The sequence below is a fragment of the Clostridium chrysemydis genome (assembly GCF_015234215.1).
Classification (GTDB): Bacteria; Bacillota; Clostridia; order Clostridiales; family Clostridiaceae; genus Clostridium; species Clostridium chrysemydis.
This window is the reverse complement of the sequence record NZ_JADEKP010000001.1, coordinates 544,027-564,818: the sequence shown is the minus strand read 5'-3', so window position 1 is coordinate 564,818 and position 20,792 is coordinate 544,027. Positions and strand designations below refer to the sequence as shown.

22 protein-coding genes and 1 tRNA gene are annotated in these 20,792 nt (G+C 29.2%); 3 read left to right on the top strand and 20 right to left on the bottom strand.

Annotation, left to right across the window (positions count from 1 at the left end; genetic code table 11):
• Positions 1-194: 194 nt before the first annotated feature.
• Both INR60_RS02805 and INR60_RS02800 read right to left on the bottom strand, forming a co-directional pair.
• The gene (locus tag INR60_RS02805; protein WP_194189951.1) at positions 195-1,199 is read right to left on the bottom strand and encodes a GGGtGRT protein; all 1,005 of its coding nucleotides are present in this window, start codon (positions 1,197-1,199) and stop codon (positions 195-197) included.
• Between the two features lie 32 nt (positions 1,200-1,231).
• Positions 1,232-1,924, bottom strand: coding sequence for an iron-sulfur cluster assembly scaffold protein (locus tag INR60_RS02800; RefSeq protein WP_194189950.1), 693 nt, complete (start codon positions 1,922-1,924; stop codon positions 1,232-1,234).
• A gap of 298 nt (positions 1,925-2,222) precedes the next feature.
• On the opposite strand from INR60_RS02800, the gene INR60_RS02795 reads away from it, so the two are divergent.
• Positions 2,223-2,306: transfer RNA gene (locus INR60_RS02795), tRNA-Leu, on the top strand.
• 396 nt (positions 2,307-2,702) lie between these two features.
• Here INR60_RS02795 and INR60_RS02790 read toward each other — a convergent pair.
• From INR60_RS02790 to INR60_RS02745, 11 genes are all read right to left on the bottom strand, one after another.
• Positions 2,703-3,365, bottom strand: a complete 663-nt coding sequence (locus tag INR60_RS02790; RefSeq protein ID WP_194189949.1) for a M15 family metallopeptidase — start codon at positions 3,363-3,365, stop codon at positions 2,703-2,705.
• A gap of 153 nt (positions 3,366-3,518) precedes the next feature.
• Positions 3,519-3,707 carry a hypothetical protein gene (locus tag INR60_RS02785; protein ID WP_194189948.1) on the bottom strand — a complete coding sequence of 63 codons (189 nt, stop codon included), beginning with the start codon at positions 3,705-3,707 and terminating at the stop codon, positions 3,519-3,521.
• 50 nt (positions 3,708-3,757) lie between these two features.
• Complete coding sequence (locus INR60_RS02780; RefSeq protein WP_194189947.1) at positions 3,758-4,744, bottom strand: arsenic resistance protein; 987 nt, start codon at positions 4,742-4,744, stop codon at positions 3,758-3,760.
• A 134-nt stretch (positions 4,745-4,878) separates the two neighbouring features.
• Positions 4,879-5,583 (bottom strand): trehalose operon repressor, encoded by a 705-nt coding sequence (gene treR, locus INR60_RS02775; protein ID WP_194189946.1) that lies wholly within the window; start codon positions 5,581-5,583, stop codon positions 4,879-4,881.
• Between the two features lie 89 nt (positions 5,584-5,672).
• Positions 5,673-7,331: an alpha,alpha-phosphotrehalase gene (gene treC, locus INR60_RS02770; protein ID WP_194189945.1), complete on the bottom strand. Its 1,659-nt coding sequence runs from the start codon at positions 7,329-7,331 to the stop codon at positions 5,673-5,675.
• A gap of 130 nt (positions 7,332-7,461) precedes the next feature.
• Positions 7,462-8,883 (bottom strand): PTS system trehalose-specific EIIBC component, encoded by a 1,422-nt coding sequence (gene treP / locus INR60_RS02765; RefSeq protein WP_194189944.1) that lies wholly within the window; start codon positions 8,881-8,883, stop codon positions 7,462-7,464.
• Between the two features lie 137 nt (positions 8,884-9,020).
• Positions 9,021-10,643 carry a glycoside hydrolase family 13 protein gene (locus INR60_RS02760; protein ID WP_194189943.1) on the bottom strand — a complete coding sequence of 541 codons (1,623 nt, stop codon included), beginning with the start codon at positions 10,641-10,643 and terminating at the stop codon, positions 9,021-9,023.
• 117 nt (positions 10,644-10,760) lie between these two features.
• The gene (locus INR60_RS02755) at positions 10,761-12,047 is read right to left on the bottom strand and encodes a methyl-accepting chemotaxis protein (RefSeq protein ID WP_194189942.1); all 1,287 of its coding nucleotides are present in this window, start codon (positions 12,045-12,047) and stop codon (positions 10,761-10,763) included.
• A 113-nt stretch (positions 12,048-12,160) separates the two neighbouring features.
• Positions 12,161-12,283: a hypothetical protein gene (locus INR60_RS17490; RefSeq protein ID WP_274380426.1), complete on the bottom strand. Its 123-nt coding sequence runs from the start codon at positions 12,281-12,283 to the stop codon at positions 12,161-12,163.
• Positions 12,267-13,295, bottom strand: a complete 1,029-nt coding sequence (locus tag INR60_RS02750; RefSeq protein WP_194189941.1) for a pyruvate kinase — start codon at positions 13,293-13,295, stop codon at positions 12,267-12,269. Before INR60_RS02750 ends, INR60_RS17490 begins: the two co-directional genes overlap by 17 nt.
• A gap of 57 nt (positions 13,296-13,352) precedes the next feature.
• The gene (locus INR60_RS02745; RefSeq protein WP_194189940.1) at positions 13,353-13,790 is read right to left on the bottom strand and encodes a hypothetical protein; all 438 of its coding nucleotides are present in this window, start codon (positions 13,788-13,790) and stop codon (positions 13,353-13,355) included.
• 117 nt (positions 13,791-13,907) lie between these two features.
• On the opposite strand from INR60_RS02745, the gene INR60_RS02740 reads away from it, so the two are divergent.
• Positions 13,908-14,390 (top strand): DUF4883 family protein, encoded by a 483-nt coding sequence (locus tag INR60_RS02740; protein WP_194189939.1) that lies wholly within the window; start codon positions 13,908-13,910, stop codon positions 14,388-14,390.
• Between the two features lie 43 nt (positions 14,391-14,433).
• On the opposite strand, the gene folK is transcribed toward INR60_RS02740, so the two are convergent.
• The 7 genes from folK to INR60_RS02705 are packed head-to-tail and all read right to left on the bottom strand — an operon-like array spanning position 14,434 to position 19,805.
• A complete protein-coding gene (gene folK / locus INR60_RS02735; protein WP_194189938.1) occupies positions 14,434-15,249 on the bottom strand; it encodes a 2-amino-4-hydroxy-6-hydroxymethyldihydropteridine diphosphokinase in 816 nt (271 codons plus the stop codon).
• Between the two features lie 10 nt (positions 15,250-15,259).
• Positions 15,260-16,069 carry a dihydropteroate synthase gene (gene folP, locus INR60_RS02730; protein WP_194189937.1) on the bottom strand — a complete coding sequence of 270 codons (810 nt, stop codon included), beginning with the start codon at positions 16,067-16,069 and terminating at the stop codon, positions 15,260-15,262.
• Positions 16,070-16,086: 17 nt separating this feature from the next.
• The gene (locus INR60_RS02725) at positions 16,087-16,563 is read right to left on the bottom strand and encodes an HD domain-containing protein (protein WP_194189936.1); all 477 of its coding nucleotides are present in this window, start codon (positions 16,561-16,563) and stop codon (positions 16,087-16,089) included.
• A 14-nt stretch (positions 16,564-16,577) separates the two neighbouring features.
• Positions 16,578-17,135 carry a GTP cyclohydrolase I FolE gene (gene folE, locus INR60_RS02720; protein ID WP_207729521.1) on the bottom strand — a complete coding sequence of 186 codons (558 nt, stop codon included), beginning with the start codon at positions 17,133-17,135 and terminating at the stop codon, positions 16,578-16,580.
• Positions 17,125-17,892: an aminotransferase class IV gene (locus INR60_RS02715; protein ID WP_194189935.1), complete on the bottom strand. Its 768-nt coding sequence runs from the start codon at positions 17,890-17,892 to the stop codon at positions 17,125-17,127. The genes folE and INR60_RS02715 overlap by 11 nt, the downstream gene beginning before the upstream one ends.
• Entirely contained in the window at positions 17,889-19,223 is a 1,335-nt protein-coding gene (gene pabB, locus INR60_RS02710) for an aminodeoxychorismate synthase component I (protein ID WP_194189934.1), read from the bottom strand. The genes INR60_RS02715 and pabB overlap by 4 nt, the downstream gene beginning before the upstream one ends.
• Before the next feature lie 9 nt (positions 19,224-19,232).
• Entirely contained in the window at positions 19,233-19,805 is a 573-nt protein-coding gene (locus tag INR60_RS02705) for an anthranilate synthase component II (RefSeq protein WP_194189933.1), read from the bottom strand.
• 140 nt (positions 19,806-19,945) lie between these two features.
• Between INR60_RS02705 and INR60_RS02700 the strand changes: the two genes are divergently transcribed.
• On the top strand, positions 19,946-20,773 hold the full coding sequence (locus INR60_RS02700) for a PHP domain-containing protein (protein ID WP_194189932.1): 828 nt from the start codon (positions 19,946-19,948) through the stop codon (positions 20,771-20,773).
• The last annotated feature ends 19 nt before the right edge of the window (positions 20,774-20,792 follow it).

The window sequence follows — 20,792 nt, the reverse complement described above, 5'->3', positions numbered from 1 at the left end:
TAACTACAGTTCAAATAAACTATAATTTATTAATAAACTATATAAAAATTTTATGTCCACCTTACTATTAGTATTACCTTAATGCAGATTTGAACACTATTTTTTAAAAATATATTTTTTTATAATTCCTCTAAATACAAAAAGTACCACAACCTAAGTTGTGGTACTAAAAAATTTAAAATATTAATTTTAAATTATTTATTTTTCATTCCTTCTTCTACAGCAACAGCAACTGCAACAGTAGCTCCTACCATTGGGTTGTTACCCATTCCGATAAGACCCATCATTTCAACGTGAGCTGGAACTGATGATGATCCTGCGAATTGTGCATCTGAGTGCATTCTTCCCATAGTATCAGTCATACCGTATGAAGCTGGACCTGCACCCATGTTATCTGGGTGAAGAGTTCTTCCTGTACCACCACCTGATGCTACTGAGAAGTATTTTTTACCTTGCTCTACACACTCTTTTTTGTAAGTTCCAGCAACTGGGTGTTGGAATCTTGTAGGGTTAGTTGAGTTACCAGTGATTGAAACGTCAACTCCTTCGTGATGCATTATAGCAACACCTTCTCTAACGTCGTCTGAACCGTAGCATTTAACTTTAGCTCTGTCTCCGTTTGAGTAAGCAGTTTCTTTAACTATGTTTAATTTTCCTGTAGCATAGTCAAATTTAGTTTCAACATAAGTAAATCCGTTGATTCTTGAGATGATCATAGCAGCGTCTTTTCCAAGACCGTTTAAGATAACTCTTAAATCTTCTTTTCTTACTTTGTTAGCTTTTTCAGCTATTTTGATAGCTCCTTCAGCAGCAGCGAATGATTCATGTCCTGCTAAGAAAGCGAAACATTTAGTTTCTTCTCTTAAAAGCATAGCTCCTAAGTTTCCGTGTCCTAAACCAACTTTTCTGTCGTCAGCAACTGAACCAGGGATACAGAAAGCTTGTAATCCTTCTCCGATAGCTTCAGCAGCTTCAGCAGCAGTTGTACATCCTTTTTTGATTGCTATAGCAGCACCTAAAGTGTATGCCCATTTAGCATTTTCGAATGCGATTGGTTGAGTTTCTTCAGTGATTTTGTATGGATCGATTCCGATTTCATCACAAACTACTTTCGCATCTTCTATTGTTTTCATTCCGTATTTGTTTAATACAGGAACGATTTGATCTATTCTTCTTTCATAACTTTCAAATAATGCCATGATTAAAAATCCTCCTTACAACTTTTAATAAATTATTCGTGTCTTGGGTCTACTAATTTAACAGCGTCTGCAACTCTTCCGTATTGTCCGCTTGCTTTTTCCATAGCTTCGTTAGCTGTCATTCCTTTACCAACGAACTCCATCATTCTTCCAAGGTGAACGAATTTGTAACCGATAATTTGGTTGTCAGCATCTAAAGCAACTTTAGTTACGTAACCTTCAGCCATTTCTAAGTATCTAGGTCCTTTAGCAACTGTACCGTACATAGTACCAACTTGTGATCTAAGACCTTTTCCTAAATCTTCAAGTCCAGCTCCTATTGGAAGTCCGCCTTCTGAGAATGCAGTTTGAGATCTTCCGTATACGATTTGTAAGAATAATTCTCTCATTGCAGTGTTTATAGCATCACAAACTAAGTCTGTGTTTAATGCTTCTAATATAGTTTTTCCTGGTAAGATTTCTGAAGCCATTGCTGCAGAGTGAGTCATACCTGAACATCCTATAGTCTCTATTAATGCTTCCTCTATTATTCCATCTTTAACGTTTAAAGTAAGCTTACAAGCTCCTTGTTGAGGTGCACACCAACCTATACCGTGAGTAAGACCTGAAATATCACTTACTTCTTTTGCTGCTACCCATCTTCCTTCTACAGGGATTGGTGCTGGTCCGTGGTTAGGTCCTTTTGCGATTACACACATTTCTTCAACTTCTTTTGAATACATCATATTCTAATTACTCCTCCCTAATTATTAGATTCTAAACTACGAGTTTTATCTCTAGTTTATTTTCTAGCTAGGTCAAAAACTGTCCCTGTGGGATAGTTTTATCCTAAATATATTTTAGCAAATCTACCACAATCAAACAACCTTATTCTTTCATTTTTTTTTAATATTTTTCTATATCCTTTATTTTTCCCCATTTTTAAGGGGTTATTAAACTTTTTTTATTTTCTTATTTGTTAATTTAATTGCAATCTTTTACTTTCCTATGCTATAATATTTTATACAAGTTGCAAATTTTTATGCCACCATGGCGGAACTGGCAGACGCACATGACTCAAAATCATGCGGTTTTACCGTGTGGGTTCGATTCCCACTGGTGGCACCAAATAAAAAAGGACAAGATAATCTTGTCCTTTTTTCTATATACTTTAAATTTATAAAGCTTTATTTAATGAATCTATATCCCATATTACTAGTTGTAAATTTCAGATTTTAATTTTTTTCTTATTCTCACTCTCCTATAATTTCAATACTACAATTAAATATAGGGTGATTCCAAATATTTCAAAACTGATTATAGCAAATCTTATTATTCTTAATGTAATTAATTCGCCTAAAGTAAAAAAATTGCTTTATGTTAATATGACACCTTATTTCTTTAAAATCATTACTTATAGAAGTAATAGAATTCATTTCATTAACTATTCATATGATTTAATTTTTATAGGAATTCTAACCGATTTACCACTTGCTTTGGTAGCTTATGATAATTTATTCAAACCTAAGCCTTATCCATTAAATACTCCTCTAACGTAATATTTTGATTGTGAATTATCTTTGCAGCCTCTTTACCAACATATCTTATGTGCCAAGGCTCGTATGATATACCTGTTACTGATTCTTTTCCTTCAGGATATCTTATAATAAACCCATACTTATAGCAGTTATCATTTAACCAATCCGCTTCCTTTGTTCCTTTAGCAAAATATTTTCCTTCGTTTGTTATATCTATGCAAAGCCCTGTTTGGTGTTCACTAAATCCTGGTTTTGCAACATACGCATCAGCCATTTTCTTTCCTTCTGATTTAACTCTATTATTATAAGTTTGTACCTGCGATTCATATGATCTATATCCTGAATTCCCTAAAAGAATTATTCCTTCGTTTTCAGCATCATTAAACATAGCTTCTAGGCTTTTAGCTATTCTTTTAGATACATGCTTTTCTTCATTACTCGAGCTATTATTAAACCTTATATTTGGTATTACAAGCTTATCGTCTTTATAATTTTTATCTACTCCATTTTCTTTGTTTACTAAGACTAATTCTTTATCTTTTATATTTTTATTTATAGTAGGATTTTTATAACTTTCCTTATGTAACATACCTCCTAAAATATAACCTCCACAACATAATAAAATAATTAATATAATAACTTTTTTCATCCTCTACACCTCTTTTTATAATATATTTTCATTATAAAAAGTAGGTTTTAAAATAATTATAAGAAAACCTTACGAAATCTTACGTTTAAATACGCAAAAATAAAAATACCGTATATTTGTTTTAAATAATACGGCATTTTAAAAAAATCACTCTCATTTTGATAAAAAATCTAATTCTTCCTTTGATTCAAACCAAAACTCACTATATCCGCAATCTAAGCAAATATAATAGTTAGGGTTTAAAAGTTTTGTTTTGAATCCCTCTCTAGCCCTAACTGGTGGTGCTTTTACTTTTTTAACCTTGGTAGAATCACATTTAAAACATTTCATTTTGTTTTTCATAAATTCCCCCCTAAAATTTAAGAGTTATATATTTCTTTAAAATTGACTTTTTAATTATCAATTATAATTTCTTTATATGATTCTTCTCTTGATTTTAGATTTAATAAAATCTTAGATACTAAAAACAATACAGGTAATTCTATAAGTGGTCCAATTATAAGTGCTAATGCAATAAGCGGTCTATCAGGAAATGACGCAACTGCAATTGCGAGTGCTATAGGAGAGTTTCTTGCGATAGTAGTTAAATTTAACGAAACCCCATCTTGATAATTTAGTTTTGTAAGCTTTCCTGCAATTCTTCCAACTATAAAATTGATTACAAAAAATAATAAAATAGGAATTAATAAAATAAAAAGAACCTTATAATTTTCTAGTAATACCTTCCCTTGTGATGCAAACATAGCTATAATTGCTATATTTAAAAAGTATCCTTGTGAATCACAAACTTTAGGGATCACCTTTTCTTCAAATTTATTATTCCCTACTCTTTTTATAATAAGTTTTCTTACAATTGTTGATAAAAGTAGTGGGATTATTAAGCTAAGTGCCACTCCTTTTCCTAGACTTAATATATCTATTGATATACTAGCCCCCCCTATTAGTAATATGTATACAGGTAGTAAAAGTAATTGAAGTATCAGATTTAAAGGAAGAATAGACGAGCCTAAAGCGACATTTCCTTTTGAAATCCCTATAAATATTAAATACCAATCAGTACAAGGAGTTACCATAAGCATAATGAATCCTATTAAAAGTTCTGGGTTATTATTTAAAAATAATCTACCTAAAATAAATATTAATATTGGTGTCCATACAAAATTTATAATAATTGCTGTTAATGTAAATTTTAAATTTTTAAAAGAACTTCCTATTTCACTTAAAGGTACTTGTATAAACACTAACAAAAGCATTATTGTTAATGACGGCATAATTAAATATTCTGAATATCTTTCTATAAAAGTTATTTGTCCTAATATAATTCCTAATAAAACCATAATAAAAATAGTTAAACTTTGGAACTTATTTATCTTTTCCATTAATAATCTCCTTTAATTCAAAACGAGTAATTGAATATAATTATCATTTTTAATCATATTATATAGAAAAGTGTCTCCTATTACAAATAAAAAAAATAAAAGCACAAGGTTTATCCTTATGCTTTTTAAAAACTCTATCTTCTTGCAAAATCCACAAATTTGAATTTATCAGGTCTATGCCTTGATTCAGTATATTGAAAAAGAGTAGTATCGTTTAGATAAGTGTAGCTTTTAACTACAACAACCATATCATAATGCTCTAAATCTAAAAGTCTTTTATCTTCTGTCGATGCCTTTTGAACTGTTATTTCTTTTTTTGCGTAAGAAATTTTAAGTCCAAGCTCTCCTTCTATATATTCATAAAGAGATCTTTTACAAACATCTAAAGTTAAAGTTTGAATTATACTTCCATTTAAGTAGTCTTTATCTAATATTATATTTTCCCCATCTATATTTCTAACTCTAACTACTTTCCAAATATGGTCTTCATCACTTAGTTCTAATTTTACTTTCATTTTTTCATCAGCTGCTTTTAAGCTAAATTCTTCAACTTGAGTTTTAATCTCTTTACCCATCTTTTTTGAAAGTTCGTAGAAACTAGTTATACCTGAAACAGGAAAATCAAATTTATTTCTATCTAAAACGAAAGAACCTTTCCCTTTTAACTTTTGAATATATCCGTTTTGCTCTAAAAGGTTTAATGATTTTCTTATAGTATCTCTTGATACATCATACTGTTTCATTAAATCTGATTCAGATTTTAACTTTTCCCCATTTTTTAATATACCGTTTTCTATATCTCCTACAAACTCATTGTATATACTTACGTATTTACTCATGTTGCACCTCTTAACTTTAAAATCTTTACATATATTATACTATATTAAAATAAGCTTAGGCTACCTTATTTGTAGCCTAAGCTTAACCTTTAACTTAATTTATATATTATAGATTCGTAAGGTCTTAATTTTAATCTTTTTAAATCTAAACTACTATCATCATAATTTGATAAAAGGATTTTTATATGCTTACCTTTAAAGTATTTTTCTTCTATAGAGATTTCAGTTTCTACATCATAAAAGTTATTTATAACTATTAATGATTCTCCTTTATACTCCCTCTTATAAGCATAAACTTTATCGTGGTCCTCATTTAATATTTTATAATCACCTAAAGAAACTGTTTCCTCTTCTTTTCTTATTTCTATAAGCTTTTTATAATGATAAAATACTGAAGTTTTATCTTCTAATGCATTTTTAGCATTTATAGTTATATAGTTTTTTGAAGTGTTAATCCAAGGAGTTCCTTTCGTAAATCCAGCATTTTTAGAATCATCCCACTGAACTGGAGTTCTAGAGTTATCCCTTGATTTTGAGTTAAGTATTTTTATTATATCTTTTTCTAAAGCACCTGATTCTTTTAAAATATTATAATAATTAATAGATTCTACGTCTTTGTATTCATCTATATTTTCAAAATCTGGGTTAGTCATCCCAAACTCTTCTCCTTGGTAAATATAAGGCATTCCACTCATCATATGAATTGAAGTCGCTAACATCTTAGAAGATTCTTTGTGATATTTTTCTGTGTTTCCAAACCTTGAATTCACTCTAGGTTGATCGTGGTTACACCAAAAGAGCGCATTATACCCTCCGCCTTTTATCATTTCTTCTTGCCAAGTGCTAAACAGCTCCTTAAGTTTTTTAAAATCAAAATCCATTAAAGACCACTTTTCACCATCTTTGTAATCTACTTTTAAATGGTGGAAATTAAATACCATGCTTAATTCTTGTTCTTTAGGGTTTGAGTATTTTATGCAATTATCTATTGAAGTTGATGACATCTCACCTACTGTTATTACGTCTTGATATTTTCCAAAAGTATTTTCGTTTAATTCTTTTAAGTATTTGTGGATATTAGGTCCGTCAGTATAAAACCTTCTTCCATCCCCTAAAAGATCGTCTTCATATACCTTAGGTTTTGAAATTAAATTTATAACATCTAGTCTAAATCCTTTAACTCCCTTTTGAAGCCAAAAATTTACTACTTTATAAATCTCTTTTCTTAATTCTTCGTTATCCCAATTTAAATCAGCTTGAGTTACATCAAATAAATGAAGATAATATTCATCTAAACTTTCAACGTACTCCCAAGCGTTTCCTCCAAACTTTGAAATCCAGTTTGTAGGCTCTTTGTTGTCCTTACCTTTTTTAAATATATAAAAATCTTTATATTTCTTTTCACCTTTTAATGCTTTCTTAAACCAAATGTGTTCAGTTGATGTATGATTAAACACCATATCTAGCATTATTTTAATATCTCTCTTTTTTGCTTCACTAACTAAAGTTTCGAAATCTTCCATAGTTCCAAACTTTGGATCTACTTTGTAATAATCAGCTACGTCATAGCCGTTATCTTTTTGTGGTGACACATAAAACGGAGTCAGCCATATATAATCTATTCCTAAAGTTTTTAAATAATCTAATTTTTCTACTATTCCTTTTAAATCTCCAAGTCCATCTCCATTTGAATCCTTAAATGATTTAGGATAAATTTGATAAACTACACCTTTTTTAAAGTCACTCATTTTAAACCTCCAACTTATACGTACAAGTATAAGATAATGTTTTTTATTTATTCTGTCAAGTTAATTTCTTTAAAAGCATAAAAGGAGTTATAAAATAACCCCCTTCATTTATTTTTTTATATTAAAGAACTTATTTTGTTCCATACTTAGCTAGTTTTGTTTTTGAAAATACTAATGTAAGTACAAATGGTACTACTATTGCAACTGCCATACATATAGCGTATGGTAACATGCTAGAACCTCTAATTGAAAGTATTGCAGGAAGTCCTCCAACTCCAACAGAGTTTGCAACAACTCCAGTAATCATTGATATAATACCTGCTATTCCTGAACCTGTAAGTCCAGCTATGAATGGGTAGAAGTATTTTAAGTTTATACCAAATATTGCAGGTTCAGTTACCCCAAGGTATGCTGATATGCAAGCTGGCACCGCAATTTGTTTTTCTTCATCATTTTTTCTCTTTAAGTAAATATATCCTAAAACTGCTGAACCTTGCGCTATGTTTGCAAGTGCAACGATTGGCCACATATATGTTCCTCCAGTTGATGCTATAAGCTGTAAATCTACTGGTAAAAGAGTGTGGTGTAATCCTGTGATTACTAAAATTGGATAGATAAATCCATATATTCCTCCAAATAACCATCCTATTGATGAGTTAAATCCAAATGATACTCCTTGTGCTATAAGGTCTCCTATCTTCCAACCTATAGGTCCTAATACTGTATGTGCTAATAATACTGCTGGAACTAATGAGAAAAATGGTACTATTATCATCTCTATAGATGCTGGTGATACTTTTTTCCAAAATCTTTCTAAGTAAACATATGCAAATCCTACTAAAATAGCTGGAATAACTTGAGCTTGATAACCTATCATTTCTATTTTAAAGAAGCCAAAATCCCAAAACGGAATTTTATCTGCTCCTGCTACTGCATAAGCATTAAGTAATTGTGGTGAAACTAATGTTATACCAAGAACTATACCTAGCATTTGGTTTGCACCCATCTTTTTAGTTACAGACCAAGTAACTCCTACAGGTAAGAAGTGGAAAATAGCTTCACAAATTAGCCAAAGAAAACTGTTTACCCCATTCCAAAATACTGAAATCTGTGTTAAAGTCATTGTTCCATTTTCAAATAACTTCATCTCACCTATAATATTTCTAAAACCTAAAAGCAAACCACCAACTATAATAGCTGGAATGATTGGTGCAAAGATTTCAGCTAAATTTGCAACTGCTCTTTGAAGAAGGCTCATATTTTTCTTTGAAGCTTCTTTTACAGCTTCCTTGCTTTCTCCCTCTATACCTGTTTGTCCTATAAATTCATTATAAAAAGTTGATACTTCTGGACCTATAATAACTTGAAATTGACCAGCTTGAGTAAACGTGCCTTTAACAGATTTTAATTCTTCTATCTTAGATGCATCTGCTTTGCTTGGATCTTTTAACACGAATCTCATTCTAGTTACGCAATGTGTTAATGTAGCTATATTGTCTCTTCCCCCAATATATTCTACTAAAAGGTTTACATCTTCTTTAAACTTACCCATTTTAAAAATACCTCCTCTTGAAAGTTGTACGTATATCTTATGTTTTAAATATACACTATACGTACAAGTTCTGTCAATCGTTTTCATAAAAGTTTTTTAATTATTTTAGGGGAAAAAATAAAAGGCATTTCTGCCCTCTATTTTAATCTAAACATAATAGCTTCAAAAGGTCTAAGCTTAAGGGATTTTAATTCCGTGCTAGAATCTTTATAATTACTAATTAGTATCTCTAAATCACTATACTCTATTCCTTTTAAGTTAAACTCTGTTTCTTCTTCATAAAAGTTTGAAACTACAAGTATCCTATCTCCATTTAATTCTCTTAAATAAGAAAATGTGTTAGTAGACTCTAAATCTAAAGGAGTATAGTCTCCATAAATAATAGTTTCGTTCTCTTTTCTTAGTTTTATTAACTTTTTATAGTGATAGAAAATAGAACCCTTATCTTCTAAAGCATTTTTAACGTTTATAGTTTTGTAGTTTTCATTAACTTTAAGCCAAGGTTTATTTTTTGTAAAACCAGCATTTATAGAATCATCCCACTGCATAGGAGTTCTTGCATTGTCTCTCCCCTTTGCATAGATTGATTCCATTATATCTTTGTGACTATAACCTAAAGCTATTCTCTCTTTATACATATTCTTAATTTCAATATCATCATAGTCTTCTATGTCTTTAAATTTTATATTAGTCATCCCGATCTCTTCACCTTGATAAATATAAGGAGTTCCTCTCATTCCGTGAAGAATCGTTCCAAGCATCTTACTACTTAATACTCGGCTTTTTTCAGAATCATCCTTTCCCCACCTTGAAACTATCCTTGGAAGGTCGTGGTTATTCCAAAAAAGACTATTCCATCCATTACTCTTAAGCTCTATTTGCCACTTACTTAATACTCTTTTTAAATCTCTTAAGTCTAATTTTTTAAGGTCCCATTTTCTTTTTCCTGGGATCTTATCTAAACTTATATGTTCAAACTGAAATACCATACTAAGTTCTTTTTCTTCCTCGCTTGAATAAAGCTTAGCTATTTCAGGAGTTGCACCCCAAGTTTCTCCGACAGTTAATAAGTCTTTATCTCCAAAGGTTTCTTTATTCATTTCTTTTAGATACTCATGAAGTTTAGGTCCATTTTCCTTAATTTCTTTATCTGGAACCTTTCCTATTAAATCTATAACATCTAATCTAAATCCACCTACACCTTTATCTATCCAAAAGTTAATCATATCGTAAATTTCTTTTCTTAAATCTTTATTTTCGAAATTTAAGTCTGGTTGCTTTTTACTAAATAGATGAAGATAATACTCTCCACTTTCTTTATCGTATTCAAAAGCACTTCCCCCAAAGGTTGACTTTAAACCGTTTGGCTCTTTCCTCCAAACATAATAATCTCTATATTTATTATCTTTTGACTTTTTAGCTTCAATAAACCACTTATGCTCGTCAGAAGTGTGATTTAATACTAAATCCATAAGTATTTTTATTCCTCTTTTTTTACTCTCTAAAATAAGTTCTTCCATATCACTCATATTTCCAAACTCATCCATTATATCTCTATAATCACTAATATCATATCCATTATCGTCATTAGGCGATTTATAAACTGGACTTAGCCAAACTACATCTATCCCTAATTCTTTTAAATAATCAAGTTTTTCTATAATACCTCTAATATCACCTATTCCATCATTATTAGAATCATTAAAACTCCTTGGATAAATTTGATATACAACTGAGTTATGCCACCATCTCTTTTTCATAACTTCCCCTCCTTCTTATAAACATATACGTATATGTTTATAAGAGAATGATAACTTTTACAAAGAGCTTTGTCAATAACGCTGTAATAAAAAAAAAGTGGAAATTACTTTCCACTTTTATTCTTCAATTAATTCTTCCATATCTTTTATTTTGAATACATCTAAACTTCCGCTCATATCTGACGTAAGAGCTTTTAAGCATTCTGCTGCACCTGCAACTTCTTGACTTGAAGAATTTAATTCTTCTGAAGAAGCTGTAACTTCTTGTGATGTTGCTGATATTTCTTCTGATATTGCAGAAATATTATCAACTCTTTCTAAGATACTTGTTTTTTGCTCGTTTATTTTATTAAAAGCTTTTACCATAGTTTCGACTTTTGGAATAATATTACCTATTGAAATAGAAATAGCTTTAAACACTTCGATTGTATTTTGAATAACTACAGTTTGAGAACTTAGTTCTTTATCCATAGAAGCTGTTCTGTTTACAAGTCTATCTGTGTTAGCTAAAATTTCTTTTACAGTTACGCAAATATTTCCTGTAGATTCTTTACTCATCTCTGCAAGTTTTCTTATTTCTTCTGCAACTACAGCAAAGCCTCTTCCAGCGTCTCCAGCCCTTGCAGCTTCAATAGCTGCGTTTAGTGCTAAAAGGTTAGTTTGCTCTGAGATATTATTTATTAAATCTGTCATTCCATTAATCTTTTTGATTTGATCTGTAGTATTCCAAATGTCATCGTTAAATTTATCGAATTCTTTTTTAAAACTATCTAAATTAGAAGTTAATGCCCCTAGTTCAGTGTTACTATTTTGAGCTTCTTTATTTATATCTGTTGCCATCTCTTCAACAACTGCTATATCTGATTTAACAGTATCTAAATTACTACTAAAGTTAACCATAGCTGCTGAAATTTCAGAAAGGTCTGTTGCTTGGCTAGTAGTTCCATTAGCTACATCACCTATTGCAAGAACTATACCTTCTGTAAGTCTTGAAAGTTCTCCTGCTATGTTTGCAAGTGCTTGAGCATTCATATCAATAGCCTCTGCGTTAAACTTTACGTTGTTCATCATTTTACCTATCGAAACTTGAGTTTCCTTAACTGATGTAAGCATACTTCCAATCTCGCTCTTTTCTTCTAGCTTCTTAGAATCAAGTTCATTTTTAAAATTTCCTTCAGCAAATTTGTGAATTTCATCACCAACTTCTTTAATATCATTTGATACACTATCTGAAACTTTAGCGATTACAAAACATACAATAACAGAACTTACAATAACCGCAATAAAAAATTCAAGATTCAGCTCCCCTACAATTAGTGCTGTCACTACCATAGCGATAATAAAAACAGGCATAAGTGTCTTAATCATTTTACCTTTTAAGGTTTTTAACTTAATTTCATCCATTCCCAGTTCCCCCACTTGTCTTAAATTAAACTTATAGTATAATTATACTTTAAATTTTACTTTTCATCAATAAATTAGCATACCTTTTTATATTTTGAAGGTATGCTATAATTTTACATTATTATTTTAATTGCGTTATAGATAAGTAATATAGTTGATGCTCCTAAAATGCTCCAAATAACTCCGTAATAAAGCATTTTCCTATCATCTAAATTAACTTTATTTTCTTCTTTCATAAAATTCCACAAGCTCCTTTAAGTATTTTACTGTATTAACTGGTGCCTTACCTATAGATGTCTCTCCTGATAATAGAAAGCCTGATACTCCTTTTTCTATTAAATTATAAATACCATCAACTTCTGAAAAGTCAGGAAGACTTCCTTTTTTCATACTATTTAGAATATGAGTTCCTATATATATATCTTTATCTTTATCATATTTTTTAACTTCTTTAATTATTTCATCTTGATATATAGGTGCATATTTAATATCACTTTCAGGAACTAAATCCCCTCTTCCTATCACTACAGAGTCTATCTTACCTATAAAATCTTTTATATTTTTTGCTCCCTTTGGAGTTTCAACCTTTCCAAAAATCCTTGGATTATAAGAACTGCTATTATTTTTTATATAATCTAAAACTAAATCTATATCATAGCTAGATTCTACAAAGGACTGGCAGATTATTTCTATATTATTTTTTATTGCAAAATTTAAACCCTCTATATCTTTTTCACAAAAAGACTTGCCCTCTCTCTTAAACTCTTTTATATTGCATCCCTTACCTGCTCTAACTATTCCACCTTTTTGAACCTTTGCAATAACTCCCTTTTTAAAAGAACTTATAACTTGAAACTTCATAGTATCATCTTTCATAGACATCTCATTAAAAGTATTTTCTAAAAGTTCTTTATTGCTTACATTTAAAGGTATTACTTTTCTTTCACTATTTCTAGCTGCATACCCTTTGTTTTTATAGATATCTTCTCCACAAAATATAACTTCTTCACCATTATAAATCTTATATATATAAGGAAGTTTATCAGAAACTCTTATCTTACTACCAGATAGATCTATCATGATATGTACGTCCGAGCTAACTTCTTTTATCCATTTATATAAATTATCTAATTCATTAATATTCCCATGTGATGTGTTAAATCTAAATATATCTACACCTAAAGATACTAAATCTTTAATTACCCAATTTTCTTTAGTGCTTGGCCCTGTTGTAACTATAAGTTTCATACTCCACCTCCAAATCACAAAAAATTTTAATTAAGGCTTCAAAGGGCGAAGCCTTAATTAAATTTTCAAAATACATTCTAAAATCTTTTCATTTAATAACTTTTTATCAAGTATTGTATTTTCTGAAATGTAGACTTTAATTATAGAAACTGGAATGTTTATGTTTTTTATAAGATAATAATTTTCTCCATTTTCTAAACTTATATTTTCTACATTTAATTCTTTTAAACTTTCCTTTAAAGAATTAGAGAAATTTTTAGATTCTTCTTTTTCCCCACTATATATCTTTATGCTATCATTTCCTTTTCTTACTTCTACTTTCAAATAAAAATCTAAACTTGAAGTGTTTGCAATAATTACTTTTTCGAAGACTTCGTTTCCTATACTCTTTCTAATTTGCAAATCCATATCTACGATGAATATTCCCTTAGATTTTAACTCTTTCTTAAATGTCTTTAGGATATAATCATCATTTGTGTCTAATCCTATCTTCATTTAATGCCTCCAAGGATTTTTTATTAATACATTATATTCTTAGAGCTAAAAATTGTTCTAAAGGATTTATTTTTAGAATAGTAATTATTGTAGACTAATGTTTTGGAGGTAGTTATTTTGAAAAAAATAACATTATTTTTAATCTGTTTATTAAGCCTTTCTTTTGTAGGTTGCATAAATATTAACCCTAAGTATCTAGAGTTTAAAGCGCAACCTAACGTTGGATTGTATTCAAATGAAATTATTGAGAAAATTAAAAATAAAGAAGAGTTTTCTCTAGAAGTTTTCGACACAAACTTTTATAAAACTTTCCCTGTAGATAAAGGTGATAACATAATTCTTTATAATTTTTTCAATTCTATAAATAACAAAGATTATGTTGAAGATACAAGAGAGAATAAAAAAGATTTAAGTAATAAAGAAGAGTTTAGGCTTATAGTTAAATTCAAAGAAGCTAAATACATAATAAATGTTTTTGACTCTGAATTAATAACTATCCATCCTTGGGATGGAAACTACTCTCCTGATATTATAAATATGAAAAACGTTCCTTTAGGATATAATTTATATGATTTTTGCGATTATATTAGAAAAGACTAAAAAAAGCGTCACATTAAACTACTTAATGTGACGCTTTAAACTTCTATTTTTTGAGATCTTCTAAGATTTTAAATACACGTTTATTTAATAGAGGGTGGATTACATCCCCCCCTATTTGGTTTAAAGGAACTAAAACGAATTCTCGCTCTTCCATCCTAGGATGAGGTAAAATTAAATCATCAAAGTCAGTAACTAAGTCATCAAAGAATATTATATCTAAATCAATAATTCTAGGACCCCACTTAATTATTCTTTCTCTTTTCATCTTTTCTTCTATTTTTAAAAGTTCTTTCATAAACTCCCTAGGGTTTAATCTAGTTTTAACTTTTAAGGCACCGTTTAAAAACTCTTCTTGGTTCTCGTATCCCCAAGGCTCAGTTTTAATAAAATCAGAGATTTTTAAAACTTTTGTTCCTTCAATAGAATTAATATAATCTATAGCTAAGCCTAAATTTTCTTCCTTATTACCGATGTTACTTCCTATAGATAAATAAGCTTCGTGCCAGCCTCTATTAATTTCTATCGCAGCATATTTTAAATGCCTATTTATAGGTGCCCAAGGTTTTTTAACCTTTACCTTGCAAGACTTTACTAATTCGTAAGTATCTAATATAAAATTAGATACTTTTTCTCCAACTGTCTCTATTAAATCTATGCTTTCTAAAGTTACTACTTTTTCTATTCCGTGGCAAAGCTCACCATAATGAACTGACTCTTCTAAGTCTCCGTATCTTCCGGCTTTACTTAAATCAAGGCTTAACTCAATATCAAAAACGAACTTTTGACCAAGTACTTTTTCTTCTTTAAATACACCATGGTTTGCAAATATCTCTACGTCTTTTAAATATATTTTATCCATCTTTCTCCCTCTATTTTACCCTTAAAATGGCATCTGTCATAAGACATGCTCTCTTATTTTCTAAAACATCATGAACCCTTACAAATTCACAACCCTTTTGTATTCCGATTACTGTAGTTGCTATAGTCCCTTCTACTCTTTTGTCTGTAGGAAGGTCTAGTGCTAGACCTATCATAGATTTTCTTGAAGTTCCAAGTAAAACTGGATATCCTAAAGCTTTTATTTCTTCTAAATTATTCATTACCTTTAAGTTTTCTTCGTATGTCTTTTTAAAACCTATTCCTGGGTCTAAGATTATATCTTCTTTTAAAACTCCATTTTCAAGGGCTATATTTATGCTTTCAATCAAATCAAACTTAACATCTTTCATAAGGTCTTTATAAGCTTCTTCTTTTCTGTTATGCATAAGGATACATTTAGCTTTAAATTTTTTACAAACTTTTGCCATATTTTTATCGTATTTAAAGCCCCATATATCATTTACTATATCAGCACCAGCTTTTAATGCCGCTTCTGCTGTTTTACTTTTATAAGTATCAATAGAAACTGGGATATCAAAATTTTCTTTAATAGCTTTAATAATAGGAACTACTCTCTTTATTTCTTCTTCTTCACTAACATACTCTGCGTTTGGTCTAGTTGACTCACCGCCTACATCTATAATATCTGCACCATCTTTAATCATTTCTGAAACTTTTTTTATTGCTGCATCTACTTCGTTATAATTTCCCCCATCTGAAAAGGAATCTGGCGTAGCATTTAAAATACCCATAACGTATGTTCTCTTATTTAAATCAAACTCTTTATTTCCTATTTTCATATTTTTCCCTCATTTCATTAATATTTAATTATATTATTTTTCTTTTGTACGCTCCAATAACATTTTTCATAAGCCTTACAGCTAAAGCAATTTCTAGACTCTTTATCGCTTGTCTTTATAAGCTTTTCTAAACAGTTTAAATCTTCTTTTTTTCTGTGACTATCTATAAGATTTAAAATTAACTCTTTTTCTTTTTCTGTATACTCTGTTTCTTTTAAGATATCACTTGCTATAATTACGCTTGCCTTTTGATGTTCAATTCCTTTAGTATATTCTAAAACTCGTCCTATATCATGAAGAAGTCCAAAGGCATATATTACATCTTTAGATATATCTAAGTTATTTTCTAAAGCTTTTATATAAGTTATTCTAGACACACTTAAAAAATGCTCTAAATCGTGTTTGCAAAACTCCCTGTTTTCTTCTAATTTTTCAAGTAATTTTAAGTTTTCTATATATTTTTTATTTTTTAAGATACTATTTATTTTATCCAAACTCAAATTCACCTCTATTTAATTAAAGATAATGTTTCAAGTCTTAAATCTTTATCTTCTTTAAATGCGCCTCTAAAAGTTGTTGTTATTGTTTTAGTTCCAGGCTTTTTAACACCTCTCATAGTCATACACATATGCTCACCTTCAACTAAAACTAAAACTCCTTTTGCATCTAAATATTCATATATAGCATCAGCTATTTCCGCTGTTAATTTCTCTTGTAATTGTGGTTTCTTTGAATAAGTCTCAACGCATCTTGCAAGTTTAGATAAACCTACAACTCTTCCGTTTGGAATATATGCTATATGTACTTTGCCGTAAAAAGGTACAAAATGATGCTCACACATAGAATAAAAAGTAATATCTTTTTCTATAACTACATCATCGCTTCCATAAGCTTCAAATGTTTTACTTAATTCTTCTTTAGCATTTTTATTTATGCCGCTAAATATTTCTTCATACATTCTAGCTATTCTGTCAGGTGTTTCTAATAACCCCTCACGGTTTGGATCCTCTCCAATCCCTTCAATTATTAATTTTACACCTTCTAAAATCTTTTCTCTATCTATCATAATTTAAATCCCCTCCGCTTAGCGTAATACTGCTATTATAAAATTCTTTTATTTTACTTGTAGCTACGCTTTTAAACTCTTTATCACTTATCTTTTTAACTTTCATTATCCCCATTAAGCTGTTAGTTAAGAATACTTCGTCCATTTCTAGTAATTCTTCTTTAGTTATACTCTTTTCTATAATATTATAATTCTTAATTAAAAACTCTCGGACAGTTCCGTCTAAAAGTCCGTCACTTATCTTTGGAGTATATATTTTAGAGTCTTTAATACAGAAAATATTAGATACTGTAGTTTCTGTTACAAATCCTTTTTCATTTAAGAAAATAAAATCATCTAATTCTAAGCTTTTAGCTCGTATCTTCTCTAAGATATTTATAGCATAGTTTGTTGATTTTATATAAGTTAAATAGGAAGTTGAGTTTCTTAAAACCTCTGAAAAATCTAATTTAAACCCTTTTTTAAAGGTTTCTTCATCGTAATTATTTTCCCTAGTACTTATTATAATATTTTTTTCTGTAACTAGTATCTTTAAGGCATGATTTTTAAGGTAAATTTTATTTATAACTTCTAAAATTTCTTCCTCTTCTAAATCCTTAAAATTAAGCACTTTAAGCCCATTTTTAAGCCTTCCTAAATGATAGTTTAAAAATATTGGCTTACTTTCTAAAAAATATATAGTTTCAAAAACTCCAATTCCAAAATTAACTGAAGAATCTATAAAACACTTATCCTCATTAAAAATTATTTTTCTCATTTTAATACTTTCATTAAAGCTACTGCCTTGTCTAATGTTTCTATATATTCATCCTCTTCATTAGACTCGTAGGTAACTCCCCCTCCTACCCCAAAATACGCTTTATTATCTCTTTTTAAAATAGTTCTAATTGCTATATTAAAATCACTATTTCCCCTAAGGTCAAAATACCCTATGCATCCTGTATATAGGTTTCTTTTAACCCCTTCTAATTCTTCTATAATTTCCATAGCTCTTATTTTAGGAGCTCCAGTTATAGAACCTCCCGGGAAACACTCTCTCATACAATCAACTGCTGTATTTTCTTTTTTTAGTTTACCTTCTATAGTTGAAACTAAATGAAATACTGTTTGATATTCTTCTATTTTAAATAATTCTGTTACCTTAACAGAGTTATTTTCGCAAACTTTACTTAAATCGTTTCTCTCTAAATCTACTATCATTAAAAGCTCTGATTTATCTTTTTCACTATTTATAAGTTCTAATTTATTTTTAGCATCTTCTTTTTCATTTTTCCCTCTAGGTCTTGTACCTTTTATAGGTCTTGTAGAAACTAAATTATCTTTTATTTTTATAAATCTCTCTGGAGAAGAACTTATAATTTGAAAATCTTCGTAATTTATAAAGGCTGAAAATGGAGCCTTATTTATTTCTCTTAAATCTTCATATAGGGCAAATGAATCTTTATTTGAAGTGCAATAATATCTTTGAGTCATATTTGCAATATAAATATCTCCGTTTTCTATGTAATCTCTCATTTTCTTTACAGCTTTGATGTATTCCTCTTTAGAAAAGTTTGAAATAAATTCAGTATTATTATTTTTTATATCTTTCTTCCTTAAAGCCTTTAATGGTTTAAACTCATTTATATTGTTTATAATTTCTTCTATATTACTATCTTTTTGATTTTCATACAAATCTGTTATATAAACTTTATTTAATTTTAAGTCAAAAATAATAATGTTTTTGTATAGATTAAACCTCATAAGTGGAATTTTAAAATCTTCCTTAGAAGTATCTTTAATAACTTCTAATTTCCTTCCCATATCATATGAAATATATCCTATAAAACCTCCCACAAAAGGAATATCACTTTTAATATCTACTTTGTATTTTTGTATTTTTTTATTTAAAATTTCAAATCCATCTTCTTTAGAGTCTTCTAGAATCTCTATCTTTTCTATAGGATTAATTCCTATAAAAGAATATTTAGATAGATTTTCGTCTTCCTTAGAACTATCTAAAAAAACTGCATCTTTAGTGTCTTTAAATATACTAAAGATTTCAAAAGGATATAATTTAGTATTTATCTCTCTTATCTGTAAATTCATAACGTCCCCCTATAAATTGCATATATCTATAAAATTCTTTAAAACCTCATACCCAAACTCTGTTAGTTCAGCTTCTGGATGATATTGTACACCGTAGATTGGTAAAGTTTTATGTTTAACTCCCATAATAGCACCATCTTCACTTTTTGCTGTTATTTTTAATTCTTTACTAATTGTACTCTCATCTATAACAAGAGAGTGATATCTAGTTACCTTAAACTCTTTTTTAATTCCATTAAAGATACCTTCTTCATCTGTTGTTATTTTAGTTATTTTGCCGTGCATAGGTCTAACCCCTTTTACTATATCGCATTTAAAATATTCTCCAATACTTTGGTGACCTAAGCAAATCCCTAAAATAGGCATTTTTTCTTTGAATTTATCTATAATTTCTAATACATTACCAGCTTCTTTTGGACTTTTTGGTCCTGGTGAAATTATTATTCCTTTAGGATTTAAAGATTTTATAGTATCTTCATCTATTACATCGTTTCTAAATACTTTAATCTCTTCTCCTAATTCCTCAAAATATCTTACTAAATTATATACAAATGAATCATAATTATCGATCATTATTAACATATTCTACATCATTCCTTATTTTTCTATAATTTTTTAAATCTTTATGCTAAAATACAAGTGTACATATAATATGTAAATTATATCATAGCTTATAATTTTATTCTTAAAAAATTATCTAAGCTTGAAGGGAGATTTAAGCATTGCATAAAGTAGATTTTCATCTTCATACAACTGCATCTGACGGATTACTAACTCCTACAGAAGTTGTTAAAAGAGCCGTTAAAAATAATGTATCACATATCTCTATAACTGATCACGATACAGTTTTTGGAATAGAGGAAGCTTTAAATGAAGCTAAAAACCATAATATAGTAGTAATACCTGGAATAGAGTTTTCAACTTATCATAATAACGAAAATATTCATGTACTTGGATATTTTAAAGATGATAGCTATAAATCTAAAGAGGTTGTATCTTATATAAATAATCTTAAAGAAATGAGATTTAATAGAGCCTTAGAGATGGTAAATAAATTAAAAGAACATTTCAATATAGAAATTAGTGTTGATAATTTAATCAAAAGAAGTAAAGGTGTTGTAGGAAGACCTCATATAGCACAAGAGATAATAGACTCTGGCTATGATTACTCTTGGGATTATATCTTTGATAACTTTATAGGAAACGATAGCCCTGCATTTATTCCTGCAAACAGAATTTCAACAGAAGATGGAGTAAAACTTTTAAAGAGCTTTAACTGCGTTGTATCTCTAGCTCACCCAGTTTTAATCAAAAAGTCACCTCTTAAAGATTTTTCTAATATGGGATTTGATGCTATTGAAGCAATCTATTTCTTAAACACTAAAGAAGAAGAAGAGTCACTTAAAGCTTTTGCAAAAGAAAATAACATACTTACATCTTGTGGTTCAGACTGCCATGGTAAATTTGACACAGATAAAAAGCACGGTGATATAGGTGATAAGGAAATGACAGACGAAGAATTTGATAAATTCATTTCTTTATTTAAATAAAAGTTATGGGAGAAAAATT